Source organism: Variovorax sp. YR634, from assembly GCF_900106655.1.
Taxonomy (GTDB): domain Bacteria; phylum Pseudomonadota; class Gammaproteobacteria; order Burkholderiales; family Burkholderiaceae_C; genus Variovorax.
Map to the genome: position 1 here is coordinate 146,388 of NZ_FNOL01000005.1, position 20,033 is coordinate 166,420.

Here is a 20,033-nt window from a genome sequence, read left to right on the forward strand (position 1 = left end):
GGCGATGCGTTGTCAGGCGAAGATGGCCGTATGGGGCGCTTCGTCGCCGCGCGCGTGGCCGCGGTACATGCCTTCGGTGTTGAAGGCGAGGCTCAGATTGCCGTGGCGGTCGACGGCGATCAGCCCACCGGTGCCGCCGATGGCCGGCAGCGACTGCTGCACCACCGCGTGCGTGGCGGCTTCGAGCGTAGCGCCGCCGTAGGCCATGCGGGCGCACACGTCGTACGCAGCCGCCACGCGGATGAACATCTCACCGCTGCCGGTGCACGACACGGCGGCCGTGCGGTCGTCGGCATAGGTGCCGGCGCCGATCAGCGGCGAATCGCCGACGCGGCCGACGCGCTTGTTGGTCATGCCGCCGGTGGAGGTGGCGGCGGCCAGGTGGCCGTGCATGTCGAGCGCCACCGCGCCGACGGTGCCGAACTTCTTGTCTTCGTCGAGCGGCGGCGTTGCTGCCGCCATCGACGCGCCTTCGTGGTCGACCACCACGCGGCCGGTGTCGCGCACGCGGTAGAGCTGCTGGCGGCGCGCCTCGGTGGAGAAGAACGAGGGCTCGACCATCTCCAGGCCGCGTTCGCGTGCAAAGGACTCGGCGCCCGCGCCGGCCAACAGTACATGCGAGCCGTCTTCGAGCACGGCGCGCGCGGCGCGCACCGGGCGGCGGACGTGGCACACGCCGGCAATTGCGCCAGCGGCGAGCGTGGCGCCGTCCATCACGGCGGCGTCGAGCTCATGGGTTTCGTCGTGCGTGAACACTGCGCCGTGGCCGGCGTTGAAGAGCGGGCAGTCTTCAAGCATCTCGACTGCGAGGCAGGCGGCGTCGAGCGCGGATGCGCCCTTGAGCAGCGCGGCCTGCGCGGCAGCCACGATGTTTTTCAGCGCGTCGTGGTAGGCCTGCGCCTGTTCGGCGCTGGTCGTGGCGGCGCTGATGGTGCCGGCGCCGCCGTGGATGGCGATCACGGGCACATGGGGCGCTTGGGATGGAGTCATCGGGAAGCTTTCTTCTTTTTCTTGCCGGCGCCATTGAGGGCGGCGGCATCTGGTGTGTCTTGCAGGCGAGCGTTGGTATCGAGGCCGTTGATCCGCGGCAACCCATTGGCGCCATGCAGCCATGGCCGCACCGCCTGCAGGATGCGGCCGGCGGATTGCACCGGGTCGGGCGCGCGCAGGGCGACTGCACTGGTCAGCGCCTCGATCAGCGCGAGCACGCTGGTCTCGCAGTTCGGGCGGTAGCTGGTTTCGGTCTGGCAATAGAGCGCCACGTCGGCCAGCGGTGCCAGCGGCGAGCTGGGGCGGTCGGTCAGCGCGATCACCGAGCAGCCCTGGCTGCGCGCGATCTGCGCGAGCGAAATGGTGTCCGTCAGGTAGCGCGGAAAGGTCAGGCCGATGAACACGTCCTGCGGACCCGCGTGCATCAGCGTGCGCGCGGCATGGGTGACACCGCTCACGCCCGAGAGCAGGCGCACGTCGTTGCAGCTGCCGTCCAGCCCGTGCTGCAGCAGGCCGGCGAGCCATGCGCTGGCGCCGAAGCCGCCGATGTAGATCGAACGCGCCTTGCCGATGCGCTCCACCGCGGCTTCGCAGGCGGCGTAGTCCAGCGTCTGGCGCGTGGCTTCGATGTTGCGGCGACTCTCGTCGAGCGCGGTGGCGAACACCTCGGACACGGTGCTCGGGCGCTCTAGGTTGCCTCGCATGCGTTCCACCGGCGCCACCAGCGGCTCGAAGCCGCGCACCAGTTCCGCACGGAAGGTGGCGTAGCCGTCGAAGTCCAGCGCGCGCGCAAAACGGTTGGCCGTGGCGACCGACACCCCCACCGCGGCGGCGAGCTCGTCGATGGGCAGCGTGGCGACCTGCAGCGGGTGCTCCAGCACGTAGTCGGCCACCTGCCGGTGTGAACGCGACAGCCGCGGCAAAGCCTGCGCGATGCGCTGGGCCACGGTGGTGCCTGGGGGGTCGAAAGTGGTGCTCATTGGGGAGGCGATGCGCCCGAAAGTGTGCGTTTTTTGAAAACCAGTTTACAAATATAAGTCAGATAAGAAAATTTTCTGTCATTTTTGATCGAGATCGCAAGTAACGGGCCAGGGGTGAAGGGGCATGGAGGTGCCTTTGCAAGGGCTTATTCCCTCTGGAAACGGCGCGGGCAGGCCCTCGTGGCCCGTTAACTAGGGATTTCCCTAGGGCGATTTGCTCGTCGGGAGTCAATCCGCTGGCTTCCGACGGAAGCTGGTCGATAAGTGACGACCCATGAGCAATTTCCAGAGGCCGTTGACGTGACCAGCCCGGAGTGCAAGTACGCCAACAGCCGTGTTCGGTCTCAGTCGGCTATATGGCGCCCTTCGGTGAAGAGCGCTGCGATGGATGCCTTTAGAGGCGACGTGATCAATCGGTAGTGGTTTAGCCGCAGTGTTTGAAACAAAATTGCGCAGCAAGGGAGATAGCGCGCGCTGCACGTTTTGCTTGAAGCCGTGTGTACAACTGTCGGAAGAAACCTCTGGAGCAGCATGAGCCCCCCTTCTATCAAGACTGGACTTTCTGGGCGTTTTTCTCCTCGCTACTTGCGATTGGTCTTTCGCAGGCGCCACCTGTTGTGCGCTGGTTTAGCAAGCCGCGTCTCGTGCTTGAACTGCCCAACAAACTCCGCATTACACACGTCGCGGGCTATGCGTCTGCTGGTGTCGTCTTGAGCATGCGGAATCCCGATCAGGCTGGCGAGGGTGTCGGGCTGAAGGTGGCGGTCGAGAAATCGGCAGCAGTGCAGGCGTATGTCCGCGTTTCGGTGCTTTAACCCGTCTCGAATCGAGGGCAGGGCGCGTGGCCCGAGCTCCAGCAGGGCCTTGTAGGCAGCACCGGCCCGATGTGGCACTGCCAGTGCTTCCAAGAGTGGGGTGCAGTCGTCCGGTTGATGCGAGGCATTCATCGTCAAGCTCCTGCTTGCAGCCGGCAGGATCGCCGTGCCGGCTAGGGATTTTCGGGACGGTCCGCACCCTTCTGCATGAACACGCTGAACGGATCGTCCGGATAGCCCCCGAACGGTCCGCGCCGCTCGTAGCCCGAGCGCGAATAGAACGACAGCGCCTCCGGCTGGCTGATGCCCGTCTCCAGCCTGAAGACCGCGCAGCCGCGAGTCGCAGCTTCGCCTTCGAGAAAACCGAGCACCTTCGCCGCGACGCCTTGCCCGCGGTTCTCCGGCCGCACGTACATGCGTTTTAGTTCGCCGAAGCCGGGCTCCATCACGATGGCGCCGCAGCCCACGGCCGTGCCTTCGCCGTCGCGGGCGACCGCGAACAGCACGTTCGGTGCAGACAGTGCCGCGATGTCGATGCCGTAGTGGCACTCGGGCGGATATAGAGGCTTCTGGTAGGCGTCGAGGTCGTCGATGAGCTGGACGACGTCGGGCTGGGTGGGGCTTTCGAGGGAGATTCGCATCGGGCGATGGTATCGAGCCGGCAGGGCTGTGCATCGAGGGGCCGGGCGAAGAAAACCCGCCGAAGCGGGTTGGGTGAGGGCAGTCAGCGGCTGACGCGCAGGGCTTTCAGCCGGCGCTCGGCTTCGCCGGGAGGAATCTTTCCCTCCGCCTCGAGCTTCCTGAGCCGTCGCTCATCTGCTCGATTCAGCGCATCTTTCAGCAGCGCCATCTTGCGGTTCCGGCAAGGGCTGCATTCGTAGAAGCTCGTCGGACTGCTCATGCGGTTCATCCTTGCGTCGTACTCGAGAGCAAGAGTTCGTCCGTTGGGCTCGATACCCATGATGAGGATTTTTCCGTTCTTGAACGTGACGTTGGCACCTCCTTCGCAGCCCGTGGTATCAGTTTTTTCAGGGTTGTAGGCACTACGCGAAATCCGGCGCATATGCCGCAGGGCAAAAAGAACGTCCTCTTCCGTCAAAACGACATCATCGCAATCGAGAAAATCCTTGTTCTCCCATACCGTTCTGCCCGAAGGTTCTGTGATCTCAACCTTCTGTACATGGCTGATGGGATACCGCCTGTCCGACGCTTGTGCCGGAAACATCGCAGCCGCAATCAAAAATGCCACTGGAATCAAGAGAGCGATGTTTCTTTTCATGGCGTTGGCACCTGCATTTTCCAATTTGCCCCCTGGGCCTCTGTCGGGTTCTTGCGGCTGACCAGAGGATGACGAAAAACTTCCTCGCTATCGATTCGGATCGACTCCCGAAGCACGCTGACAAGCCACGAGAGCGACTGATTCTGTGCTGCAGTTGGCTCGTCATAGATTCCACGCCTGCCGCGCAACTCATCAAGAGTCAGCTCTGCTTCCTTTCCGGCAGCTCTAAATCCCGCAGGCAATCTGGCCCTTCCGACGATCTCGATCCCGATTGCCTCCATGTTCCCTGGATAACGTTCGCCCGGTGGTTTTCGCATTTCGATCTGGTGCATTCCCTCTACTCCCACCTTCGCAAAATCGCGTGGTTCGCATCTTGCCGTCGCCAGACACCTCGCCTTCAACGGCCCCACATGATTCGTCCTCTGATAGATCGCCGCCGTCTGATAGATCGTCCCATCCTTGTCGATGAGAAAGTGCGCTCCGTTCGCCTTGGGGTTCTTGTAGCTGTTCAATGAGGATGCCAGCGTATCGGCATCGGTCTGATGCACGACGATGCCGGTGATTGCCCCGGTCCTTTTTCCACGTTCGATCTGCGGGCTGCGAGCATGCCTGACCCTTGCGTGACTGATCATTCCGTGTTTGTCGACTTCGACAAGCATGTGGTTTCTCCCTGAAGCTTTTTGATTGGTTGCTGACTCTTCGCGAGGCGTGTCCGCGCATCTGTGCACGACATGGATCACAACCTCGCGGCGCATGCTACTGACCGATAAAGAGAGTTTTGTGGCGGCTTTGTCAACCACTTGTGGCCGGCTTCAACAAAGCCCGCTCGCCCACATGGTTCAACGCTCCGTCCAACAATGGCCGCGCGGCAGGCTGTTCGGCTTGCCGGTTTTCTTTTTCCCGAATCCGCAAACACCAAGGAGTACCACTTTGGAATACCGTCATCTAGGCAAATCAGGCCTCAAGGTCCCCGTGTTGAGTTTTGGCACCGGCACCTTCGGCGGCAAGGGCGAGTTCTTCAGCGCGTGGGGTAGCACCGACGTGGCCGAGGCGCGCAAGCTCATCGACATCTGCCTCGAGGCAGGCGTCAACATGTTCGACAGCGCCGACATCTATTCGGCTGGTGCAGCCGAGTCGGTGCTCGGCGAGGCGATCAAGGGCCGCCCGCGCGACGGGCTGCTGATCTCGACCAAGGCCACCTTCCGCAGCGGCGAGGGGCCGAACGACGTGGGCTCGTCGCGCCATCACCTCGTGCAGGCCGTCAATGGCGCGCTCAAGCGACTGGGCACCGACTACATCGACCTGTTCCAGCTGCACGGCTTCGATGCGAGCACGCCGGTGGAAGAGACGCTTGGCACGCTCGACGACCTCGTGCGCGCGGGCAAGCTGCGCTACATCGGTGTGTCGAATTTCTCGGGCTGGCACCTGATGAAGTCGCTGGCCGTTTCAGAGCGCTACGGCTTGGCGCGCTACGTCGCCAATCAGGCCTACTACTCGCTGGTCGGCCGCGACTACGAATGGGAGCTGATGCCGCTGGCGCAAGATCAAGGCGTGGGCGCGGTGGTGTGGAGCCCGCTGGGCTGGGGCCGGCTCACGGGCAAGATCCGCCGTGGCCAGCCGCTGCCTGCCAATAGCCGCCTGCACGTCACTGCCGACATGGGCCCGCCGGTGTCCGACGAACTGCTGTTCCGCGTGGTCGATGCGCTGGAAAAGGTTGGCGCCGAAGTCGGCAAGACGGTGCCGCAGGTCGCGTTGAACTGGCTGCTGCAGCGACCGACAGTGTCGAGCGTGGTGGTCGGTGCGCGCGACGAGGCACAGCTGCGGCAGAACCTCGGCGCGGTGGGCTGGAACCTCACGCCCGCGCAGGTTGCCGAGCTCGATGCGGCCAGCGCGACGACGCGGGCCTATCCCTACTGGCATCAGCAGGGCTTTCTCGAACGCAATCCCAACCCTGTCTAGGCGGGCGTCAGCCCGAGCACCCACCGCTTGAAGTGCTCCAGCGCCCCGGAGGCCGGCCGGCCTTCGGGGTACGCGAAGTAGTAGCCCTGGCGCACGTCGAGGTGCCGGTCCACCGGAATCACGAGTTCGCCGGCGCGCAACTCGTGTTCGATCAGGATGCGCGGCGCCAGGCCCACGCCCATGCCTGCCGCAGTGGCCGCGACGACCATGGTGAACAGTTCATAGCGCGGCCCGCGCGATGCGTGCACCGTGTACTCCCAGCCCTGTTGCGCATACCAATCGCGCCACGCATGGGCGCGTGTGCTCAGGTGCACGTGGCGGCATTGCTCGAAGCCGGCTTCGTCCCATGGCCCGTGCGCATCGCGGAACGCGGGGCTGCAGATAGGCACCATCTCGCCCTCGGCAAAGATCAGCCCGCCGCGCGTGTTCGGCCAGAACTGGTCGCCGAAGTAGATGGCCGCGTCGTACGCGTTCTCCTGAAAAGAGAAGGGCTGCGAGCGCGCCGACAGGTTCACCGTGATGTTCGGATGCAGCAGGCTGAACTCCGGCAGCCGCGGTATCAGCCACTGCGTGGCAAAGGTGGGCACGACCGCCAGTTCCAGCACGAAGCCCATCTCGTGGCCGGCGCTGATCTCCAGCGTGTCGCGGCGGATCTGGTCGAGGTGGCGCCTGATGCGCGCCGCGTATTCGCGGCCCACGTCGGTCAGCGTGAGCCGGCGCCGCACGCGCGAGAACAGCGGCACGCCGAGCCGCTGTTCGAGCATGGCCACCTGCCGGCCGACGGCGCTTTGCGTCAGCGCCAGCTCGGTCGCCGCGCGGGTGAAGCTGCCCAGCCGCGCCGAGGCCTCGAAGGCCTGCAGCGCGCCAAGGTTGGGAATGTCTTTTCTCATCGATTGCCAGCGGTTGTCTCAGTCGTTCAGCCAAAGCACCGGTCGTGCCCGGGAGACGGTGTCCTTCCCGGCGTGCACAACGTTGTGCGTTTTTAGCGTTTGTTCGGCTTGCGCCCACGACTCTATTCTGCGTGCCGACCCCATGCCAACGATACGAGGAGACTTCCGATGATTGTTTTGCGCACCCGTTGCACTGCCCTGGGCATTGCACTGGTTTCCGTTCTGGGCCTGCCCGTCGCCGCGTTCGCGCAGGCCGAGCAGACCGTCACCATCGGCCACGCCGGCCCGCTCACCGGGGGCGCCGCCCACTGGGGCAAGGACAACGACAACGGCGCGCGGCTCGCGGTCGAAGACCTGAACAGGCAGGGCCTTGTCATTGGCGGCAAGAAGATCAAGTTCGTGCTGCAGTCCGAAGACGACCAGGCCGATCCCAAGCAGGCCATGGTGGTCGCCAACAAGCTGGCCGACATGGGCGTGAAGGGCATGCTGGGCCACTTCAACTCGGGCGCAGCCATTCCGGCCTCGGCCGTCTACAGCCGCGCGGGCCTGCCCGACGTGTCCACCGCCACCAACCCGACCTTCACGAAGCAGGGCTACAGCAACGTCTTCCGCATCCTGGCCAGCGACGACGACGTGGGCATGGCCATCGCCAACTACACGGTGAAAGACCTGAAGGCGAAGAACATCGCCGTGATCGACGACCGCACTGCCTACGGCCAGGGCGCCGCCGAGGTGTTCACGCGCGGCGTGAAGGCGCTGGGCGGCAACGTGGTGGCGCAGGAGTACGGCAGCGACAAGGCCACCGACTTCATGGCCATCCTCACCACCATCAAGAGCAAGCAGCCTGACGTGGTGTTCTACGGCGGCATGGACGCGCAGGGCGGGCTCATCGCACGGCAGATGAAGCAGCTCGGCATCACGGCCAAGCTGCTCGGCACCGACGGACTGTGCACCGACGAGGTCGCCAAGATCAGCAGCGGCGCGGTCGACGGGCTGCTCTACTGCACGCGCGGCGGCAAGGAACTCGAAAAGACATCGAAGGGCGCCGATTTCGAGCAGCGCTACAAGGCCCGCTATGGCGTCGACGTGCTGACCTACGCGCCGTACCTCTACGACGCCATGATGGCGCTGGCCGCCGGCATGCGCGCGGCCAACTCGGTCGAGCCCGAGGCTTACCTGCCGGCAATGCGCAAGGTGAAGTTCGACGGCGTCACCGGCACCATCAGCTTCGATGCCAAGGGCAACCTGCAGAAGCCGGATTTCACCGTCTTCACCTACAAGGACGGCAAGCGCGTGCGCGTGGCCGGCTCCTGAGGCCGCATGCGGACACTGAACGCCGAGAAAACCGCCGCAGCCTTGCCCTGGGGCGCTCTGGTCGAGGCGCTGCTGCAGATGTTCGAGCGCGAACGTCTCGGTGAGGCGCATGCGTCGCCACGCACCTCGGTGCCGCTCGCGGCCGGCGGTGTCATGCTGTTGATGCCGGCGGCCGACCAGCACTTTGCCGCGCTGAAGACGGTGACCGTGCACGCCGGCAACGCGGAACAGGGCCTGCCGGTGGTGCAGGGCGACGTGACGCTGATGGATGCCGCCACCGGCACGCGGCTGCTCGCGATGGATGGCAATGTGCTCACGGCGCGACGCACGGCGGCGTTGTCGCTGGCGGGCGCCATGAGGGCAGGGCGCGGCGGCGCCGAGCGCATGCTGCTGATTGGCGCGGGCGTGCAGGCTCGCGCGCACGCCGAGGCCTTTGCCGAGGTGTGGGGCGTGCGGCATCTGAAGATCCATGCGCGAACGCAGGCCCATGCGGAAGCACTGGCGCAGCACATGCGTTCGCGCGGCGTCGACGCCAGTGCAATCGCTGACCCGACCGCCGCCGCGGAAGAAGCCGACGTGATCATCGCCGCGACCAACTCGCAAGACCCCGTCGTCCCGTCGCGGGTGCGGCCGGATGCCACCGTGATCGCCGTCGGCGCCTACCGCGCCGACATGGCCGAGGTGCCGCCCGAACTGGTGCGGCGCTGCGCCGTGTTTGTGGATACGCTGGAGGGGGCGCGCAGCGAGGCGGGCGACCTGATCCGGGCGGGCGTCGATTGGTCCGCCGTTCAGGCTTTCAGCAGCGCACAGCCGGTACAACAAGGTCGCCTGGTACTCGTCAAGACCGTAGGCCACGCGCTGTGGGATCTGGCGGCGGCGCGGCTGGCGTATGTGAATCAACAACAGCAGTGATGACGAGCAGCAAGAAGAAGGGCATTTCATGCGTCGTGTGGTGATCATCGGCGGCGGAGCCATCGGCTCCGCCATCGCCTACTTCCTGACCCGCAGCCCCGAAGAGGAGCCCTTCGAGGTCACGGTGGTCGAGCGCGATTTCTCGTACAAGCAGGCCTCGTCGGCATTGTCGGCCAGCTCGATCCGCCAGCAGTTCTCCACCGCCATCAACATCGAGATGTCGCTGTACGGCATCGACTTTTTCCGCAATCTCGGCGAGACGCTGCGCGTGGGCGACGACGTGCCCGACATCGGCCTGGTCGAGCCCGGCTACCTGTACCTCGCTTCGCCGGCCGGTGTCGATGTGCTGCGCGAGAACCACGCGATGCAGAAGGCGCACGCGGTGGACGTTGCGCTGATGACGCCCGATGAGCTGAAGGCGCGCTTTCCGTGGATCTCGACCGAAGGGGTTGCGCTTGCCTCGCTGGGCCTCTCGGGCGAGGGCTGGTACGACGGTTACAGCCTGCTGCAGGCCTTTCGCAAGAAGGCCGCCTCGCAGGGTGTGCGCTATGTGCAGGCGCATGTGACGGGCTTGCGCCGCAACGGGCGCACCGTGACCGGTGTGCAGCTCGACAGCGGCCAGACGTTGGAGGCAGATGTGGTCGTCAACGCCGCGGGCGCATGGGCTGCGAAGGTGGCGCAGTGGGCCGGCATCGATCTGCCCGTGCGCGGCCGCCGCCGCAGCGTGTTCAGCTTCTCGTGCCCCGACACGCTGCCCGGATGCCCGCTGGTGATCGACACCTCCGGCATCTGGCTGCGCCCCGAGGGCCGCCAGTTCATCTGCGGCTTCGCGCCGCCCGAAGACCAGGACCACGACGATGCGCCGCTCGAGGTCGAGTACGAAGCCTTCGACAGCTTCATCTGGCCATCACTGGCCGAACGCGTGCCGGCCTTCGAAGCCATCCGCATGACAGGCGCATGGGCGGGCTACTACGAGATGAACGTGTTCGACCACAACGCCATCCTCGGCCTGCACCCGGACTGCGACAACCTCTACTTCGCCAATGGCTTCTCGGGCCACGGCCTGCAGCAGTGCCCGGCGGCTGGGCGCGGGGTGGCGGAGCTGATCCGCTTCGGGGAATACCGCAGCCTCGATCTTTCGCCGGTGTCTTTCGCGCGCATTCTGGAGAACAGGCCGCTGCTGGAGAAGAACGTGATCTAGGCGGGGCCAAGGGGAGGGCGTACGATCTTCGCCAGAGAGGTGCACCTACCCATGACCGCACAGACACTGATCGATACCGCCCGCGCACTCGTCGCAGGCGACAAGGGCTTGCTCGCGATGGACGAGAGCAACGCCACCTGCAACAAGCGCTTCGCCACGCTGGGCATTCCGCAGACCGAGGCGGCGCGGCGCGACTGGCGTGAGCTGATCGTCACCGCGCCGGGGCTGGGCGACAGCATCAGCGGCGCCATCTTGTTCGACGAGACCATCCGCCAGAAGACCAACGCGGGTCAGTCCTTTGCCAAGGCGCTTGAGGGCGTGGGCATCATTCCCGGCATCAAGGTCGACACGGGCGCTAAGCCGCTGGCCGGACATCCCGGCGAGACCGTCACCGAAGGGCTTGACGGTCTGCGCGAGCGCCTTGCCGAATATGCCGGCATGGGCGCGCGCTTTGCCAAGTGGCGCGGCGTGATCGCCATCGGCGACGGCCTGCCGACGCGCGCCTGCATTCGCGTCAATGCCCACGCGTTGGCTCGCTACGCCGCGCTGTGCCAGGAAGCAGGCCTGGTGCCCATCGTCGAACCCGAGGTGCTGATGGACGGCGGCCATTCGCTCGCGCGGTGCGCCGAAGTTACCGAAGAAGTGCTGCACAAGACTTTCGCCGAACTGCGCGCACAGGGCGTGCTGCTCGAAGGCATGCTGCTGAAGCCGAACATGGTGTTGCCGGGGCAGAAGGCCGCTGTGCAGGATTCTGTCGAGGCGGTCGCGGAGGCCACGGTCAACTGCCTGCTGCGCACCGTGCCTGCAGCAGTGCCCGGTGTGGCGTTTCTCTCGGGCGGCCAGTCGGCGCAGCTGGCTTCCGCACGGCTGAACGAAATGAACATCCGGTTCAAGTCGCGCATGCCGTGGGCGCTGGCCTTCTCGTTCTCCCGCGCGGTGCAGCAGCCCGCGCTCGATGCATGGAAGGGCGATGCCGCCAACGTGTCTGTTGCCCAACAAGCGCTGGTGCTCCGCACCCGGGCCAATCAGGCCGCGCGTCGCGGCGACTACAAAGAGGCATAGAGCCACGCATGACGACCCCTCAGGACCTGTACCGCCAGAAGCTGGCATCTCCCGCCGACGCCGTGCGCCAGGTGCGCAATGGCGACATGATCATCGTGCCGACGGGAGTCGGCGAGCCGCCCACGCTGCTCACGGCGCTGTCGGAGCATCGCCGCGATTTCCACGACGTGAAGGTCGCGCAGATTCTTGCGATGCGCAAGTACGCTTACATCGACCCCGAGACAGTCGATCACGTGCGCCACGTCGCGTTGTTCTTCGGTGGAGCCTCCCGCGCGGGCGGGCAGGAGGGCTGGATCGACTTTCTGCCGAACTACTTCTCGGAGATTCCCGCGCAGATCGAGCGCGGGCAGATGCCGGCCGACGTGGTCTTCAGCATGGCCTCGCCGATGGACGCGCATGGCTACTTTGCCCTGAGCCTGGGCGCCGACTACACGATGGCCGCGGTTGCCAGGGCGCGTGCCGTGGTGCTCGAGGTGAACCCGAACGTGCCCTTTGCCTGTGGAGCCTGCCATGTGCACATTTCGCAGGTGGCCGCGCTCGTGGAAAACGAGGCGCCGGTCATGGAAGTCGGCCTGCCGAAGATCGGGGTGGTGCAGGAAGCCATCGGCAAATACGTGGCCGACCTGATCGACGACGGCTCGACGCTGCAGATCGGCTACGGCGGCATTCCCGACGCGGTGGTGATGCAGCTAACGCACAAGCACGACCTGGGCATCCACACCGAGATGATCGGCGACGGCATTCTCACGCTGGTGGAGAGCGGGGCCGTGACCAATCGGCGCAAGAACTACCTGCCGGGCAAGTCGATCGCCACCTTCGCGCTGGGGTCGAGCAAGCTCTACCGCTTCATGGACCGCAACCCGGCGCTGGAGATGCACCCGGTGAACTTGACCAACGACCCGGCGCTGGCAGGGCTCAACGACAACCTCATCGCAATCAACGCGACGATGCAGATCGACCTGCTGGGTCAGTGCGGCTCTGAGAGCCTGGGCCACGCGCCGTACTCGGGCACGGGCGGGCAGTCGGACTTCGTGCGCGCGGCCAACCGTTCGCGCGGCGGCAAGGCTTTCATCGTGCTGCCCTCGACAGCCAAGGGCGACACGATCTCGCGCATCGTGCCCTCGCTGTCGCCGGGCACGCATGTGAGCACGAGCAAGAACGACATCAACTACGTGGTCACCGAATACGGAGTGGCCCAGTTGCGAGGCAAGTCGGCGAAGCAGCGGGCGCGCGAACTCATCGGTATCGCGCATCCGGCCTTCCGGGCGGAGCTGACCGAGCAGGCCAGGCGGCTGAAGCTGCTGTAGGCCTGCGGGTTGGCTATCAGCCGGCCTTGGCCGCCTTCACCAGCGAAGGCGTTGCCTTGTAGCTCTCCGGGAACAGCTTCTTCAGGTCGTCGATCTTCGGCATGTCGTTGATCGCGATGTAGGGCTGGCTCGGGTGCAGCGTCAGGTAGTCCTGGTGATAGTCCTCGGCCGCATAGAAGGGCTTGGACATCTCGACCGTGGTGGCCAGCTGCTTGCCGAAGGTCTTGGCCTGGTTCAGCTGTGCGATGTAGGCGGTGGCGATGCGCGCCTGCTCGGCGTTCTCGGCGAACACGGTGGAGCGGTATTGCGTGCCGGTGTCGGGGCCCTGGCGGTTGAGTTCGGTCGGGTCGTGCGCCACCGAGAAGTAGATCTGCAGCAGCTTGCCGTAGCTGACCTGCTGCGGGTCGTAGGTGATGCGCACCGATTCGGCATGGCCCGTGCGGCCCGAGCCGACTTCGTCGTAGCGCGCCGTCTTGGCGTCGCCGCCGGCGTAGCCCGATACGGCATTGCTCACGCCCTTGACGCGCTGGAACACGCCTTGAACGCCCCAGAAGCAGCCGCCGGCGAACACGGCGGTTTCGGTCTTTGCGGCCGGCGGTGCCACGAGGTCTGCCGTGGGCGCGGGCACGCGGCGGGCGGTTTCGGCGAACGAAGGCACTGCGTGCCAGACCAGCGCGGCGGCAGCCAGCGTGCCGGCGGTGAGTGCGAGGGATTTCATGGGGGCTCCTTGAGGGCGAGTTTCGGTGGCTGGATAGCCGGTTGGCGCGACATTGACGCCGAATCTGCCGGGCGTCAATGGCGTTTGCGGGGTGCTCTGCTTACTTCTTCATCTCGTCCTTGCTCATGCTGTCCTTCTTCATGGCGTCCTTGGACATCGAGTCTTTGGCCATCGAGTCCTTCTTCATGGCGTCTTTCGACATGGAGTCCTTCGCCATCGAGTCTTTCTTCATGCCGTCCTTGGACATCGAGTCCTTGGCCATGCCGTCTTTCGCCATTTCGTCCGCGGCGAAAGCCGAGGCGCCGGCGAAGGTCATGCAGGTTGCGAGCAGGGTTGCGGTGAGCTTGTTCATTGGAGTCTTCCTGGGTTGAGTTTGGATTTCGTTTCAAAGATCGGCCTGGTTACAGTGAACTGGGCCTTGCGCTTTCTTCGGCAGTCGAGCGGCTGTGTCGGCCCCTCAGCTCCCTCCGAACCAGTTGTAGCCCTGGTCTTCCCAGTAGCCACCTGTGTAGGTGTTGGTGACGAACATCGCCTTGATGTGCTTCGGGTTCTTGTAGCCAAGCTTGGTCGGCATGCGCAGCTTCATCGGAAAGCCGTACTTGGGCGGCAGCGGCTGGCCGTCGTAGGTCAGCGTCAGCAGCGTCTGCGGATGCAGCGCGGTGGGCATGTCGATGCTGGTGTAGTAGTCGTCCGCGCACTTGAAGCCGACGTACCTGGCAGTCAGGTCGGCGCCGATGTGGCGCAGGAAGTCGGCAAAACGCACGCCGCCCCATTTGCCGATGGCGCTCCAGCCTTCCACGCAGATGTGGCGCGTGATCTGGTCGTGCTGCGGCATGGCACGCAACTCGGCCAGCGTCCAGGCATGTTTGTCGGCGACCATGCCGGTCACTTCGAGCTTGTAGCTGGCTTCGTCTACTTCGCGCACCTCGTCTTCTCCGTAGTAGGCGTTGAACGGGAAGGGGCGCGTGATCTCGGCTTCGGTGTAGGTTGGGGCAAGCTGCGTCGGGCTGAAGATCAGGCCCTGCACCTTGTCGTTGAAGCGCGAGATCTTCGTGAGCGCCGCTTCCACCTGCGCGTTGTCGCTGATGCTGCAGCCCGTGAGAAGCGAGAGGCCGCCGAGCGTGAGCGAGCGTTGCAGGAAGGCGCGACGCGAAGGCTGGTCGAGCTTCTTCGCAATCAGCGTGCGGGCTTCATGCAGCACGGCGTCGCCGTCAATGCCGCTCAGGGTTGGGGCTTTGAAGATTTTCATCAGGCTTTTGGCGCACGGCCGCGGATCATGGTGAGGAGGGTGCGGGGCACCAGGGCCACCATCACCAGATGCACGACGATGAAGGCGACGATGGCCGCCATCGCAAAGAAGTGGATGCGGCGCGCAAACTCGTAGCCGCCCAGCAGGTCGCGAAGCACGGCGAACTGCACCGACTTCCACAGCACCAGGCCCGACAGCACGATCACGATCAGGTCGAGCATCACGAACAGGTAGGCCAGCTTCTGCACGCTGTTGTAGTGGCGCGGGTCGGCGTGCGAGAGCTTGCCCTTCAGCGCGGCCAGCGCGTCGTGCCAGATGCCGGCCGGCGTTACTGGAAAGAACTTGCGGGCAAGCCGGCCGCTGGCGATGTTCATGGCCAGGTACACGAAGCCGTTGAACACCAGCAGCCACATGGCCGCAAAGTGCCACTGCAGTGCGCCGCCGAGCCAGCCGCCGAGCGTGATGACGGTTGGAATGGTGAAAGGGAAGAACGGCGCCGCGTCATAGATGCGCCAGCCGCTCGTCACCAGGATCACCACGGCCAACGCGTTGAGCCAGTGCGTGATGCGCATCCACAGCGGGTGAATGGGGCGACGATCGACCTCGGGGGCCGGCTCGGCGAGTGGGGCGATGGCTGTGCTGTTCATGGGGTGGATTGTTGGGCGCACCCCATGGCCGATTCATCACGCAAAGTTCAATTAATCGTGATAACTCCGCAAGCCGTATCGCAGGACAATGGCACCCTATGGACACCTCCAAGCGCGTGCTGATCGTCGAAGACGACGCCCACATTGCCGAACTCCTGCGCATGCATCTGCGCGACGAAGGCTATGCGGTCGAGCACGCCGCCGACGGCCACGCCGGCCTGCGCGAGCTGGAGCGCGGCAACTGGGACGCGCTGGTGCTCGACCTGATGCTGCCCGGCATCGACGGCCTCGAAATCTGCCGCCGCGCCCGCGCCATGACGCGCTACACGCCGATCATCATCATCAGTGCCCGCTCGAGCGAGGTGCACCGCATCCTCGGGCTGGAGCTGGGTGCCGACGACTACCTGGCCAAGCCCTTCTCGGTGCTGGAACTGGTGGCGCGCGTGAAGGCGCTGCTGCGGCGCACCGATGCGCTGGCGCGCAATGCGCGCATGGAGTCGGGCAGCCTCACGCTCGGCAATCTCGACATCGAGCCGCTGGCGCGCGAGGTGCGCGTGGACGGCAAGCTCATCGAGCTCACGCCGCGCGAGTTCGACCTGCTTTACTTCTTTGCTCGGAACCCCGGCAAGGTGTTCTCGCGGCTCGACCTGCTCAACCAGGTCTGGGGCTACCAGCACGACGGCTACGAGCACACCGTCAACACGCACATCAACCGGCTGCGCACCAAGGTCGAGGCCGATCCGGCGGAGCCGCGGCGCATCCTCACGGTGTGGGGGCGGGGCTACAAGCTGTCGGCCGCCGCGACCGGGGAGGACTCTGCGTGATGGCGTGGGCCACGCTGTCGCGGCGGCTGTCGGCCGTGTTCGCGGTGCTGCTGCTGGTGTGCTGCGGGGCCTCGGCGTGGCTGCAAATGCGCTCCAGCGGCATGCACGAACAGGAGGTCATCCAGCGCCTGTCGCTCGGGCTCGCGGCGCACATCGCCGAGAACTCCGAGCTCATGAAGCCTGGCGGACTCAACCAGGAGGCGGTGAAGGATCTTTTCGACAAGCTCATGGCCGTCAACCCGAGCGTGGAGGTCTACCTGCTGGGGCTGGACGGCCGCATCAAGGCGCAGGCCGCACCGCTCAGGCACCTGAAGCGCGACAAGGTCGAGCTGGGGCCGATCCGCAAGCTGCTGTCGGGTGCGCCGCTGCCCATCGGCGGCGACGATCCGCGAAGTCTTGCCGCGTCCAAGGTGTTCAGCGCCGCGCCGCTGCGCATGGACGGGCGCGACGTGGGATACGTCTACGTGGTGCTGCAGGGCGAAGACCACGACGCGCTGGTCGCCAATGCGGCGACCGACAACGTGCTGCGCACCACGCTGTGGTCGATGGGGCTGGTGGCGCTGCTCGGGCTGCTTGCGGGCCTTGCGGCTTTCCGCCTCATCACGCGGCCGCTGCGCGAGCTGACCTCGGCCGTCAAGCGCTTCGAGACAGAAGGCATCGCTTCGCTCGAAAGCGAGGCTCCCACGCTGGAGCGCCTCTCGCACGGCAGCGACGAAATCGCGCAGCTGGGCCAGGCCTTCACGCAGATGACGCGCCGCATCGCCGAGCAATGGCGCGAGCTGACCCTGCAGGATCAGCAGCGCCGCGAGCTGTTCGCCAACATCTCGCACGACCTGCGCACGCCGCTCACCTCGCTGCACGGGTATCTCGAAACGCTGCTGCTCAAGGCTGGCTCGCTCAGCGAGGAAGAGCGCCGGCGCTATCTGGAGATTGCGCTTGGCCAGAGCCGCAAGGTCGGCCGCCTCGCGCAGGAAGTGTTCGAACTGGCACGCCTCGAATACGGCGTGGTCAAGCCCGAGAAGGAAAACTTCGCACTCGCCGATCTCGTGCAGGACGTGTTCCAGAAGTTCGAGCTGGCTGCCGAGGCGAGGCATCAACGCCTCAAGCCCGACATCGCGCCGAGCCTGCCGGTGGTGTCGGCCGACCTCGGCATGATCGAGCGCGTGCTGACCAACCTGCTCGACAACGCCATCCGCCACACGCCCGAGGGCGGTGAAATCGTGGTGCAGCTGCGTGCCGAGAACGCAGGCGTGACGGTTCAGGTGAGCGACACGGGCCCCGGCATTCCGGGCGAACTGCAGCCGGCCCTGTTCATGCGCCCCGTGTTCATGAGCGGATCGCGCACCGACAGCGCGAGCAGCGGCGGGCTGGGCCTGGTAATCGTGAAGCGCATTCTTCAGCTGCACGGCAGCGACATACGGCTGGTGCAGCAGCCGGACAAGGGCGCGGTGTTCCGCTTTCAGCTGGGTGGTGCGGCAAGCGCCTGAAAGGCTTGCAGGTTTGCCTGCGCGTGGGTGACGATGCTGCAAGAACAGCACAACCCTCACGCAAGGAGACAAGCCAGATGCCAGCCTTCGAAACCGTCCTGATCGACAAGGACCCGCAGCACCCGCGCATCGCGCGCCTCGTACTCAACCGGCCCGACAAGCTCAACGCCATCGGCGAGACCACGCCTTCGGAGATTCGACGCGCGGTCGAATGGGCCGAAGCCGATGACGAAGTGCATGTGATCGTGGTCGAAGGCGCAGGCCGCGCCTTCTGCGCCGGCTACGACCTCGGCGACTATGCCGAAGGCCACGGGCGTGAAGGGCAGGGCGACCACCCCTGCCGGCAGGAGAAAACGCCGTGGGACCCGATGCTCGACTACGCCGCCATGAAGCGCAACACCGACGACTTCATGGCCCTGTGGCGCAGCCGCAAGCCCACCATCGCCAAGGTGCACGGCTATGCGGTTGCGGGCGGCAGCGACATCGCGCTGTGCTGCGACCTGCTGACCATGGCCGACGATGCGCGCATCGGCTACATGCCCACGCGCGTGTGGGGCTGCCCGACCACCGCGATGTGGACCTATCGCCTCGGTGCCATGCGCGCCAAGCAGCTCATGTTCACGGGCGACACCATTACCGGCACGCAGGCGGCCGATTGGGGTCTCGCCAATTTCTCGGTGCCCGCCGATCAGCTCGACGACGCCACGCTGAAGCTCGCGCTGCGCATCGCGGGCGTGCCGCGTTCGCATCTGATGATGCACAAGCTGGTCGTCAACCAGGTCTGGCATTCGATGGGGCTGGAGCAGAGCCAGATGTTCGCGACCGTGTTCGACGGCATCACGCGTCACAACCCCGAGGGGATGTGGTTCAGGCGTCAGGCCGAGGCCGAAGGCTTCAAGAGCGCGGTGCAGTGGCGCGACAGCGGCCGGCCGATTCCCGAGGGCGACGAAGCCCGCGCACGCATTGCCGAGCTCGACGCGAAGCTGGCAGCGCGCGGCTGATCCGGCACGGGCAGGCGCCGGTGCGCGCCGATGGCCCTTTGTCGCGTGGTGCATGTCACGCGACCGACACCTCCCCCTTCGATGATCCGGCGCGCCTGCCGTCAACCTGCTTGGCAGCCAAAGGCAGGCGTATTTACATCGATAGAAACAAATAGGGGGAATTTCAATGCAGTTGTTAACTTTTTCCAGGACCGCCCTGGCGGCTTGTGCCTGCGCGTTCATGGCGGCATGCGGTGGTGGCAGTGGCGGCGGCATGCCCGCGCTACCCGATGCGCCGGCGTCACCGTCGGCGGCGCCTCCTGCGCCGGCCCCGGCTCCAGCGCCAGTGGAGGCGGCACCCGTGCTCGTCATCGGTCATCGCGGCGCTTCGGCGCAGCGGCCTGAACACACGCTGGCCTCGTACCAGCAGGCCATCGACGACGGAGCTGACTTCATCGAACCCGACCTGGTGCCCACCAAGGACGGCGAACTGGTCGCCCGCCACGAGAACGCCATTGCCATCGTCGACGCAGCCGGCACCGTGATCGAGGCCACCACCAACGTGGCCGACGTGCCGAAGTTCGCCGGCCGCAAGGCGACCAAGGTCATCGATGGCATCTCGATCACAGGCTGGTTCACCGAGGACTTCACGCTGGCCGAACTCAAGGAGCTGAAGGCCCGCGAGCGCATTCCGAAGCTGCGCCCGGCCAACGTGTCGTACAACGACCAGTTCCAGGTGCCCACGCTCGACGAAGTGATCCAGCTCGCCAAGGCGCAGTCGGTGGCCAAGGGGCGCGTGATCGGCATCTACCCCGAGACCAAGCACCCGACCTACTTCCGCTCGATCGGCCTGCCGCTGGAGAAGAAGCTGCTCGACACGCTGCAGAAGCACGACCTGAACAAGGCTGATGCGCCGGTGTTCGTGCAGTCTTTCGAGACCGGCAACCTGAAGGACATCCGCCTGAAGAGCACGGTGAAGATAGTCCAGCTCATCGACGGGCAGGGGGCGCCTTACGACCTCGTGGCCCTGAGCGACAAGCGCACGTATGCCGATCTTGTGAAGCCCGAGGGCCTGGCCGAGATCGCAGCTTATGCGCAGGGCGTCGGCACGGCCAAGGCACGCGTGATCCCGGTGGTCGACGGCAAGCTCGGCACGCCGACTACGCTCGTGAAGGACGCGCACGACAAGAAGCTGCTGGTCCACGTCTGGACGATCCGCCCCGAGAACAACTTCCTGCCGGACAGCCTCAAGAGAGCGCCGAAGGCCGACCCGATCATGCAAGGCGACACCGCCGGGGAAATCAAGGCGTTCCTCGACGCCGGCATCGACGGCCTCTTCGCCGACAGCCCCGTCACGGCGGTGCCGGTAGTCAAGGCGTATCGGACGGCGCGGTCGAGGTAGCAGCGCGCAAGAGGCGG

General features: G+C 65.5%; 21 protein-coding genes. 10 read left to right on the plus strand and 11 right to left on the minus strand.

Annotated elements, in window-relative coordinates; genetic code table 11:
* Positions 1-12 precede the first annotated feature (12 nt).
* The 6 genes from BLV60_RS11655 to BLV60_RS11680 form a co-directional block, all read right to left on the minus strand.
* Positions 13-990: an isoaspartyl peptidase/L-asparaginase family protein gene (locus BLV60_RS11655; RefSeq protein ID WP_093054519.1), complete on the minus strand. Its 978-nt coding sequence runs from the start codon at positions 988-990 to the stop codon at positions 13-15.
* On the minus strand, positions 987-1,970 hold the full coding sequence (locus BLV60_RS11660; RefSeq protein ID WP_093054521.1) for a MurR/RpiR family transcriptional regulator: 984 nt from the start codon (positions 1,968-1,970) through the stop codon (positions 987-989). Before BLV60_RS11660 ends, BLV60_RS11655 begins: the two co-directional genes overlap by 4 nt.
* A 581-nt stretch (positions 1,971-2,551) precedes the next feature.
* Entirely contained in the window at positions 2,552-2,917 is a 366-nt protein-coding gene (locus BLV60_RS34060; RefSeq protein ID WP_143042580.1) for a hypothetical protein, read from the minus strand.
* Between the two features lie 41 nt (positions 2,918-2,958).
* Positions 2,959-3,426 carry a GNAT family N-acetyltransferase gene (locus BLV60_RS11670; protein WP_093054525.1) on the minus strand — a complete coding sequence of 156 codons (468 nt, stop codon included), beginning with the start codon at positions 3,424-3,426 and terminating at the stop codon, positions 2,959-2,961.
* Between the two features lie 83 nt (positions 3,427-3,509).
* The gene (locus BLV60_RS11675) at positions 3,510-4,064 is read right to left on the minus strand and encodes a hypothetical protein (protein ID WP_093054527.1); all 555 of its coding nucleotides are present in this window, start codon (positions 4,062-4,064) and stop codon (positions 3,510-3,512) included.
* Complete coding sequence (locus BLV60_RS11680) at positions 4,061-4,723, minus strand: peptidoglycan recognition protein family protein (RefSeq protein ID WP_093054529.1); 663 nt, start codon at positions 4,721-4,723, stop codon at positions 4,061-4,063. Before BLV60_RS11680 ends, BLV60_RS11675 begins: the two co-directional genes overlap by 4 nt.
* A 271-nt stretch (positions 4,724-4,994) precedes the next feature.
* On the opposite strand from BLV60_RS11680, the gene BLV60_RS11685 reads away from it, so the two are divergent.
* Entirely contained in the window at positions 4,995-6,023 is a 1,029-nt protein-coding gene (locus tag BLV60_RS11685) for an aldo/keto reductase (protein WP_093054531.1), read from the plus strand.
* On the opposite strand, the gene BLV60_RS11690 is transcribed toward BLV60_RS11685, so the two are convergent.
* Entirely contained in the window at positions 6,020-6,913 is an 894-nt protein-coding gene (locus BLV60_RS11690) for a LysR substrate-binding domain-containing protein (protein ID WP_093054533.1), read from the minus strand. The two genes, BLV60_RS11685 and BLV60_RS11690, sit on opposite strands and share 4 nt — an antisense overlap.
* A 168-nt stretch (positions 6,914-7,081) precedes the next feature.
* Between BLV60_RS11690 and BLV60_RS11695 the strand changes: the two genes are divergently transcribed.
* From BLV60_RS11695 to BLV60_RS11715, 5 genes are read left to right on the plus strand one after another with little or no spacing between them, the layout of a single operon-like run.
* Positions 7,082-8,227 (plus strand): branched-chain amino acid ABC transporter substrate-binding protein, encoded by a 1,146-nt coding sequence (locus BLV60_RS11695; protein WP_093054535.1) that lies wholly within the window; start codon positions 7,082-7,084, stop codon positions 8,225-8,227.
* Between the two features lie 6 nt (positions 8,228-8,233).
* Positions 8,234-9,139 (plus strand): delta(1)-pyrroline-2-carboxylate reductase family protein, encoded by a 906-nt coding sequence (locus tag BLV60_RS11700; RefSeq protein WP_093054537.1) that lies wholly within the window; start codon positions 8,234-8,236, stop codon positions 9,137-9,139.
* 28 nt (positions 9,140-9,167) lie between these two features.
* Positions 9,168-10,340 carry an NAD(P)/FAD-dependent oxidoreductase gene (locus BLV60_RS11705; RefSeq protein ID WP_093054539.1) on the plus strand — a complete coding sequence of 391 codons (1,173 nt, stop codon included), beginning with the start codon at positions 9,168-9,170 and terminating at the stop codon, positions 10,338-10,340.
* Between the two features lie 51 nt (positions 10,341-10,391).
* The gene (locus tag BLV60_RS11710) at positions 10,392-11,402 is read left to right on the plus strand and encodes a class I fructose-bisphosphate aldolase (RefSeq protein WP_093054541.1); all 1,011 of its coding nucleotides are present in this window, start codon (positions 10,392-10,394) and stop codon (positions 11,400-11,402) included.
* 8 nt (positions 11,403-11,410) lie between these two features.
* Entirely contained in the window at positions 11,411-12,709 is a 1,299-nt protein-coding gene (locus BLV60_RS11715; protein WP_093054543.1) for an acetyl-CoA hydrolase/transferase family protein, read from the plus strand.
* A gap of 16 nt (positions 12,710-12,725) precedes the next feature.
* Here BLV60_RS11715 and msrA read toward each other — a convergent pair whose 3' ends face one another.
* From msrA to BLV60_RS11735, 4 genes are all read right to left on the minus strand, one after another.
* Positions 12,726-13,427, minus strand: a complete 702-nt coding sequence (msrA, locus tag BLV60_RS11720) for a peptide-methionine (S)-S-oxide reductase MsrA (RefSeq protein WP_093054545.1) — start codon at positions 13,425-13,427, stop codon at positions 12,726-12,728.
* 100 nt (positions 13,428-13,527) lie between these two features.
* On the minus strand, positions 13,528-13,779 hold the full coding sequence (locus tag BLV60_RS11725; RefSeq protein WP_093054547.1) for a pentapeptide MXKDX repeat protein: 252 nt from the start codon (positions 13,777-13,779) through the stop codon (positions 13,528-13,530).
* Positions 13,780-13,884: 105 nt separating this feature from the next.
* Complete coding sequence (locus tag BLV60_RS11730) at positions 13,885-14,676, minus strand: molybdopterin-binding protein (RefSeq protein WP_093054549.1); 792 nt, start codon at positions 14,674-14,676, stop codon at positions 13,885-13,887.
* Positions 14,676-15,323, minus strand: a complete 648-nt coding sequence (locus BLV60_RS11735; protein ID WP_093054551.1) for a cytochrome b/b6 domain-containing protein — start codon at positions 15,321-15,323, stop codon at positions 14,676-14,678. The genes BLV60_RS11730 and BLV60_RS11735 overlap by 1 nt, the downstream gene beginning before the upstream one ends.
* 98 nt (positions 15,324-15,421) lie before the next feature.
* Here BLV60_RS11735 and BLV60_RS11740 point away from each other — a divergent pair, with 98 nt between their 5' ends.
* From BLV60_RS11740 to BLV60_RS11755, 4 genes are all read left to right on the plus strand, one after another.
* The gene (locus tag BLV60_RS11740; RefSeq protein ID WP_093054553.1) at positions 15,422-16,147 is read left to right on the plus strand and encodes a response regulator transcription factor; all 726 of its coding nucleotides are present in this window, start codon (positions 15,422-15,424) and stop codon (positions 16,145-16,147) included.
* Positions 16,147-17,634 carry a sensor histidine kinase gene (locus tag BLV60_RS11745; RefSeq protein WP_093054555.1) on the plus strand — a complete coding sequence of 496 codons (1,488 nt, stop codon included), beginning with the start codon at positions 16,147-16,149 and terminating at the stop codon, positions 17,632-17,634. The genes BLV60_RS11740 and BLV60_RS11745 overlap by 1 nt, the downstream gene beginning before the upstream one ends.
* A 77-nt stretch (positions 17,635-17,711) precedes the next feature.
* A complete protein-coding gene (locus BLV60_RS11750; protein WP_093054557.1) occupies positions 17,712-18,635 on the plus strand; it encodes a crotonase/enoyl-CoA hydratase family protein in 924 nt (307 codons plus the stop codon).
* A gap of 166 nt (positions 18,636-18,801) precedes the next feature.
* On the plus strand, positions 18,802-20,016 hold the full coding sequence (locus tag BLV60_RS11755) for a glycerophosphodiester phosphodiesterase (protein ID WP_093054560.1): 1,215 nt from the start codon (positions 18,802-18,804) through the stop codon (positions 20,014-20,016).
* Positions 20,017-20,033 lie beyond the last annotated feature (17 nt).

Bases quoted from the DNA above. Each gene is read 5' to 3' on its own strand.
- BLV60_RS11755 (WP_093054560.1), top strand. From the start codon at position 18,802: ATGCAGTTGTTAACTTTTTCCAGGACCGCCCTGGCGGCTTGTGCCTGC.
- BLV60_RS11680 (WP_093054529.1), bottom strand. From the start codon at position 4,723: ATGCTTGTCGAAGTCGACAAACACGGAATGATCAGTCACGCAAGGGTC.
- BLV60_RS11730 (WP_093054549.1), bottom strand. From the start codon at position 14,676: ATGAAAATCTTCAAAGCCCCAACCCTGAGCGGCATTGACGGCGACGCC.
- BLV60_RS11700 (WP_093054537.1), top strand. From the start codon at position 8,234: ATGCGGACACTGAACGCCGAGAAAACCGCCGCAGCCTTGCCCTGGGGC.
- BLV60_RS11725 (WP_093054547.1), bottom strand. From the start codon at position 13,779: ATGAACAAGCTCACCGCAACCCTGCTCGCAACCTGCATGACCTTCGCC.
- BLV60_RS11660 (WP_093054521.1), bottom strand. From the start codon at position 1,970: ATGAGCACCACTTTCGACCCCCCAGGCACCACCGTGGCCCAGCGCATC.
- BLV60_RS11735 (WP_093054551.1), bottom strand. From the start codon at position 15,323: ATGAACAGCACAGCCATCGCCCCACTCGCCGAGCCGGCCCCCGAGGTC.
- BLV60_RS11750 (WP_093054557.1), top strand. From the start codon at position 17,712: ATGCCAGCCTTCGAAACCGTCCTGATCGACAAGGACCCGCAGCACCCG.
- BLV60_RS11695 (WP_093054535.1), top strand. From the start codon at position 7,082: ATGATTGTTTTGCGCACCCGTTGCACTGCCCTGGGCATTGCACTGGTT.
- BLV60_RS11705 (WP_093054539.1), top strand. From the start codon at position 9,168: ATGCGTCGTGTGGTGATCATCGGCGGCGGAGCCATCGGCTCCGCCATC.
- BLV60_RS11690 (WP_093054533.1), bottom strand. From the start codon at position 6,913: ATGAGAAAAGACATTCCCAACCTTGGCGCGCTGCAGGCCTTCGAGGCC.
- BLV60_RS11655 (WP_093054519.1), bottom strand. From the start codon at position 990: ATGACTCCATCCCAAGCGCCCCATGTGCCCGTGATCGCCATCCACGGC.
- msrA (WP_093054545.1), bottom strand. From the start codon at position 13,427: ATGAAATCCCTCGCACTCACCGCCGGCACGCTGGCTGCCGCCGCGCTG.
- BLV60_RS11745 (WP_093054555.1), top strand. From the start codon at position 16,147: ATGGCGTGGGCCACGCTGTCGCGGCGGCTGTCGGCCGTGTTCGCGGTG.
- BLV60_RS11740 (WP_093054553.1), top strand. From the start codon at position 15,422: ATGGACACCTCCAAGCGCGTGCTGATCGTCGAAGACGACGCCCACATT.
- BLV60_RS34060 (WP_143042580.1), bottom strand. From the start codon at position 2,917: ATGAATGCCTCGCATCAACCGGACGACTGCACCCCACTCTTGGAAGCA.
- BLV60_RS11710 (WP_093054541.1), top strand. From the start codon at position 10,392: ATGACCGCACAGACACTGATCGATACCGCCCGCGCACTCGTCGCAGGC.
- BLV60_RS11715 (WP_093054543.1), top strand. From the start codon at position 11,411: ATGACGACCCCTCAGGACCTGTACCGCCAGAAGCTGGCATCTCCCGCC.
- BLV60_RS11670 (WP_093054525.1), bottom strand. From the start codon at position 3,426: ATGCGAATCTCCCTCGAAAGCCCCACCCAGCCCGACGTCGTCCAGCTC.
- BLV60_RS11675 (WP_093054527.1), bottom strand. From the start codon at position 4,064: ATGAAAAGAAACATCGCTCTCTTGATTCCAGTGGCATTTTTGATTGCG.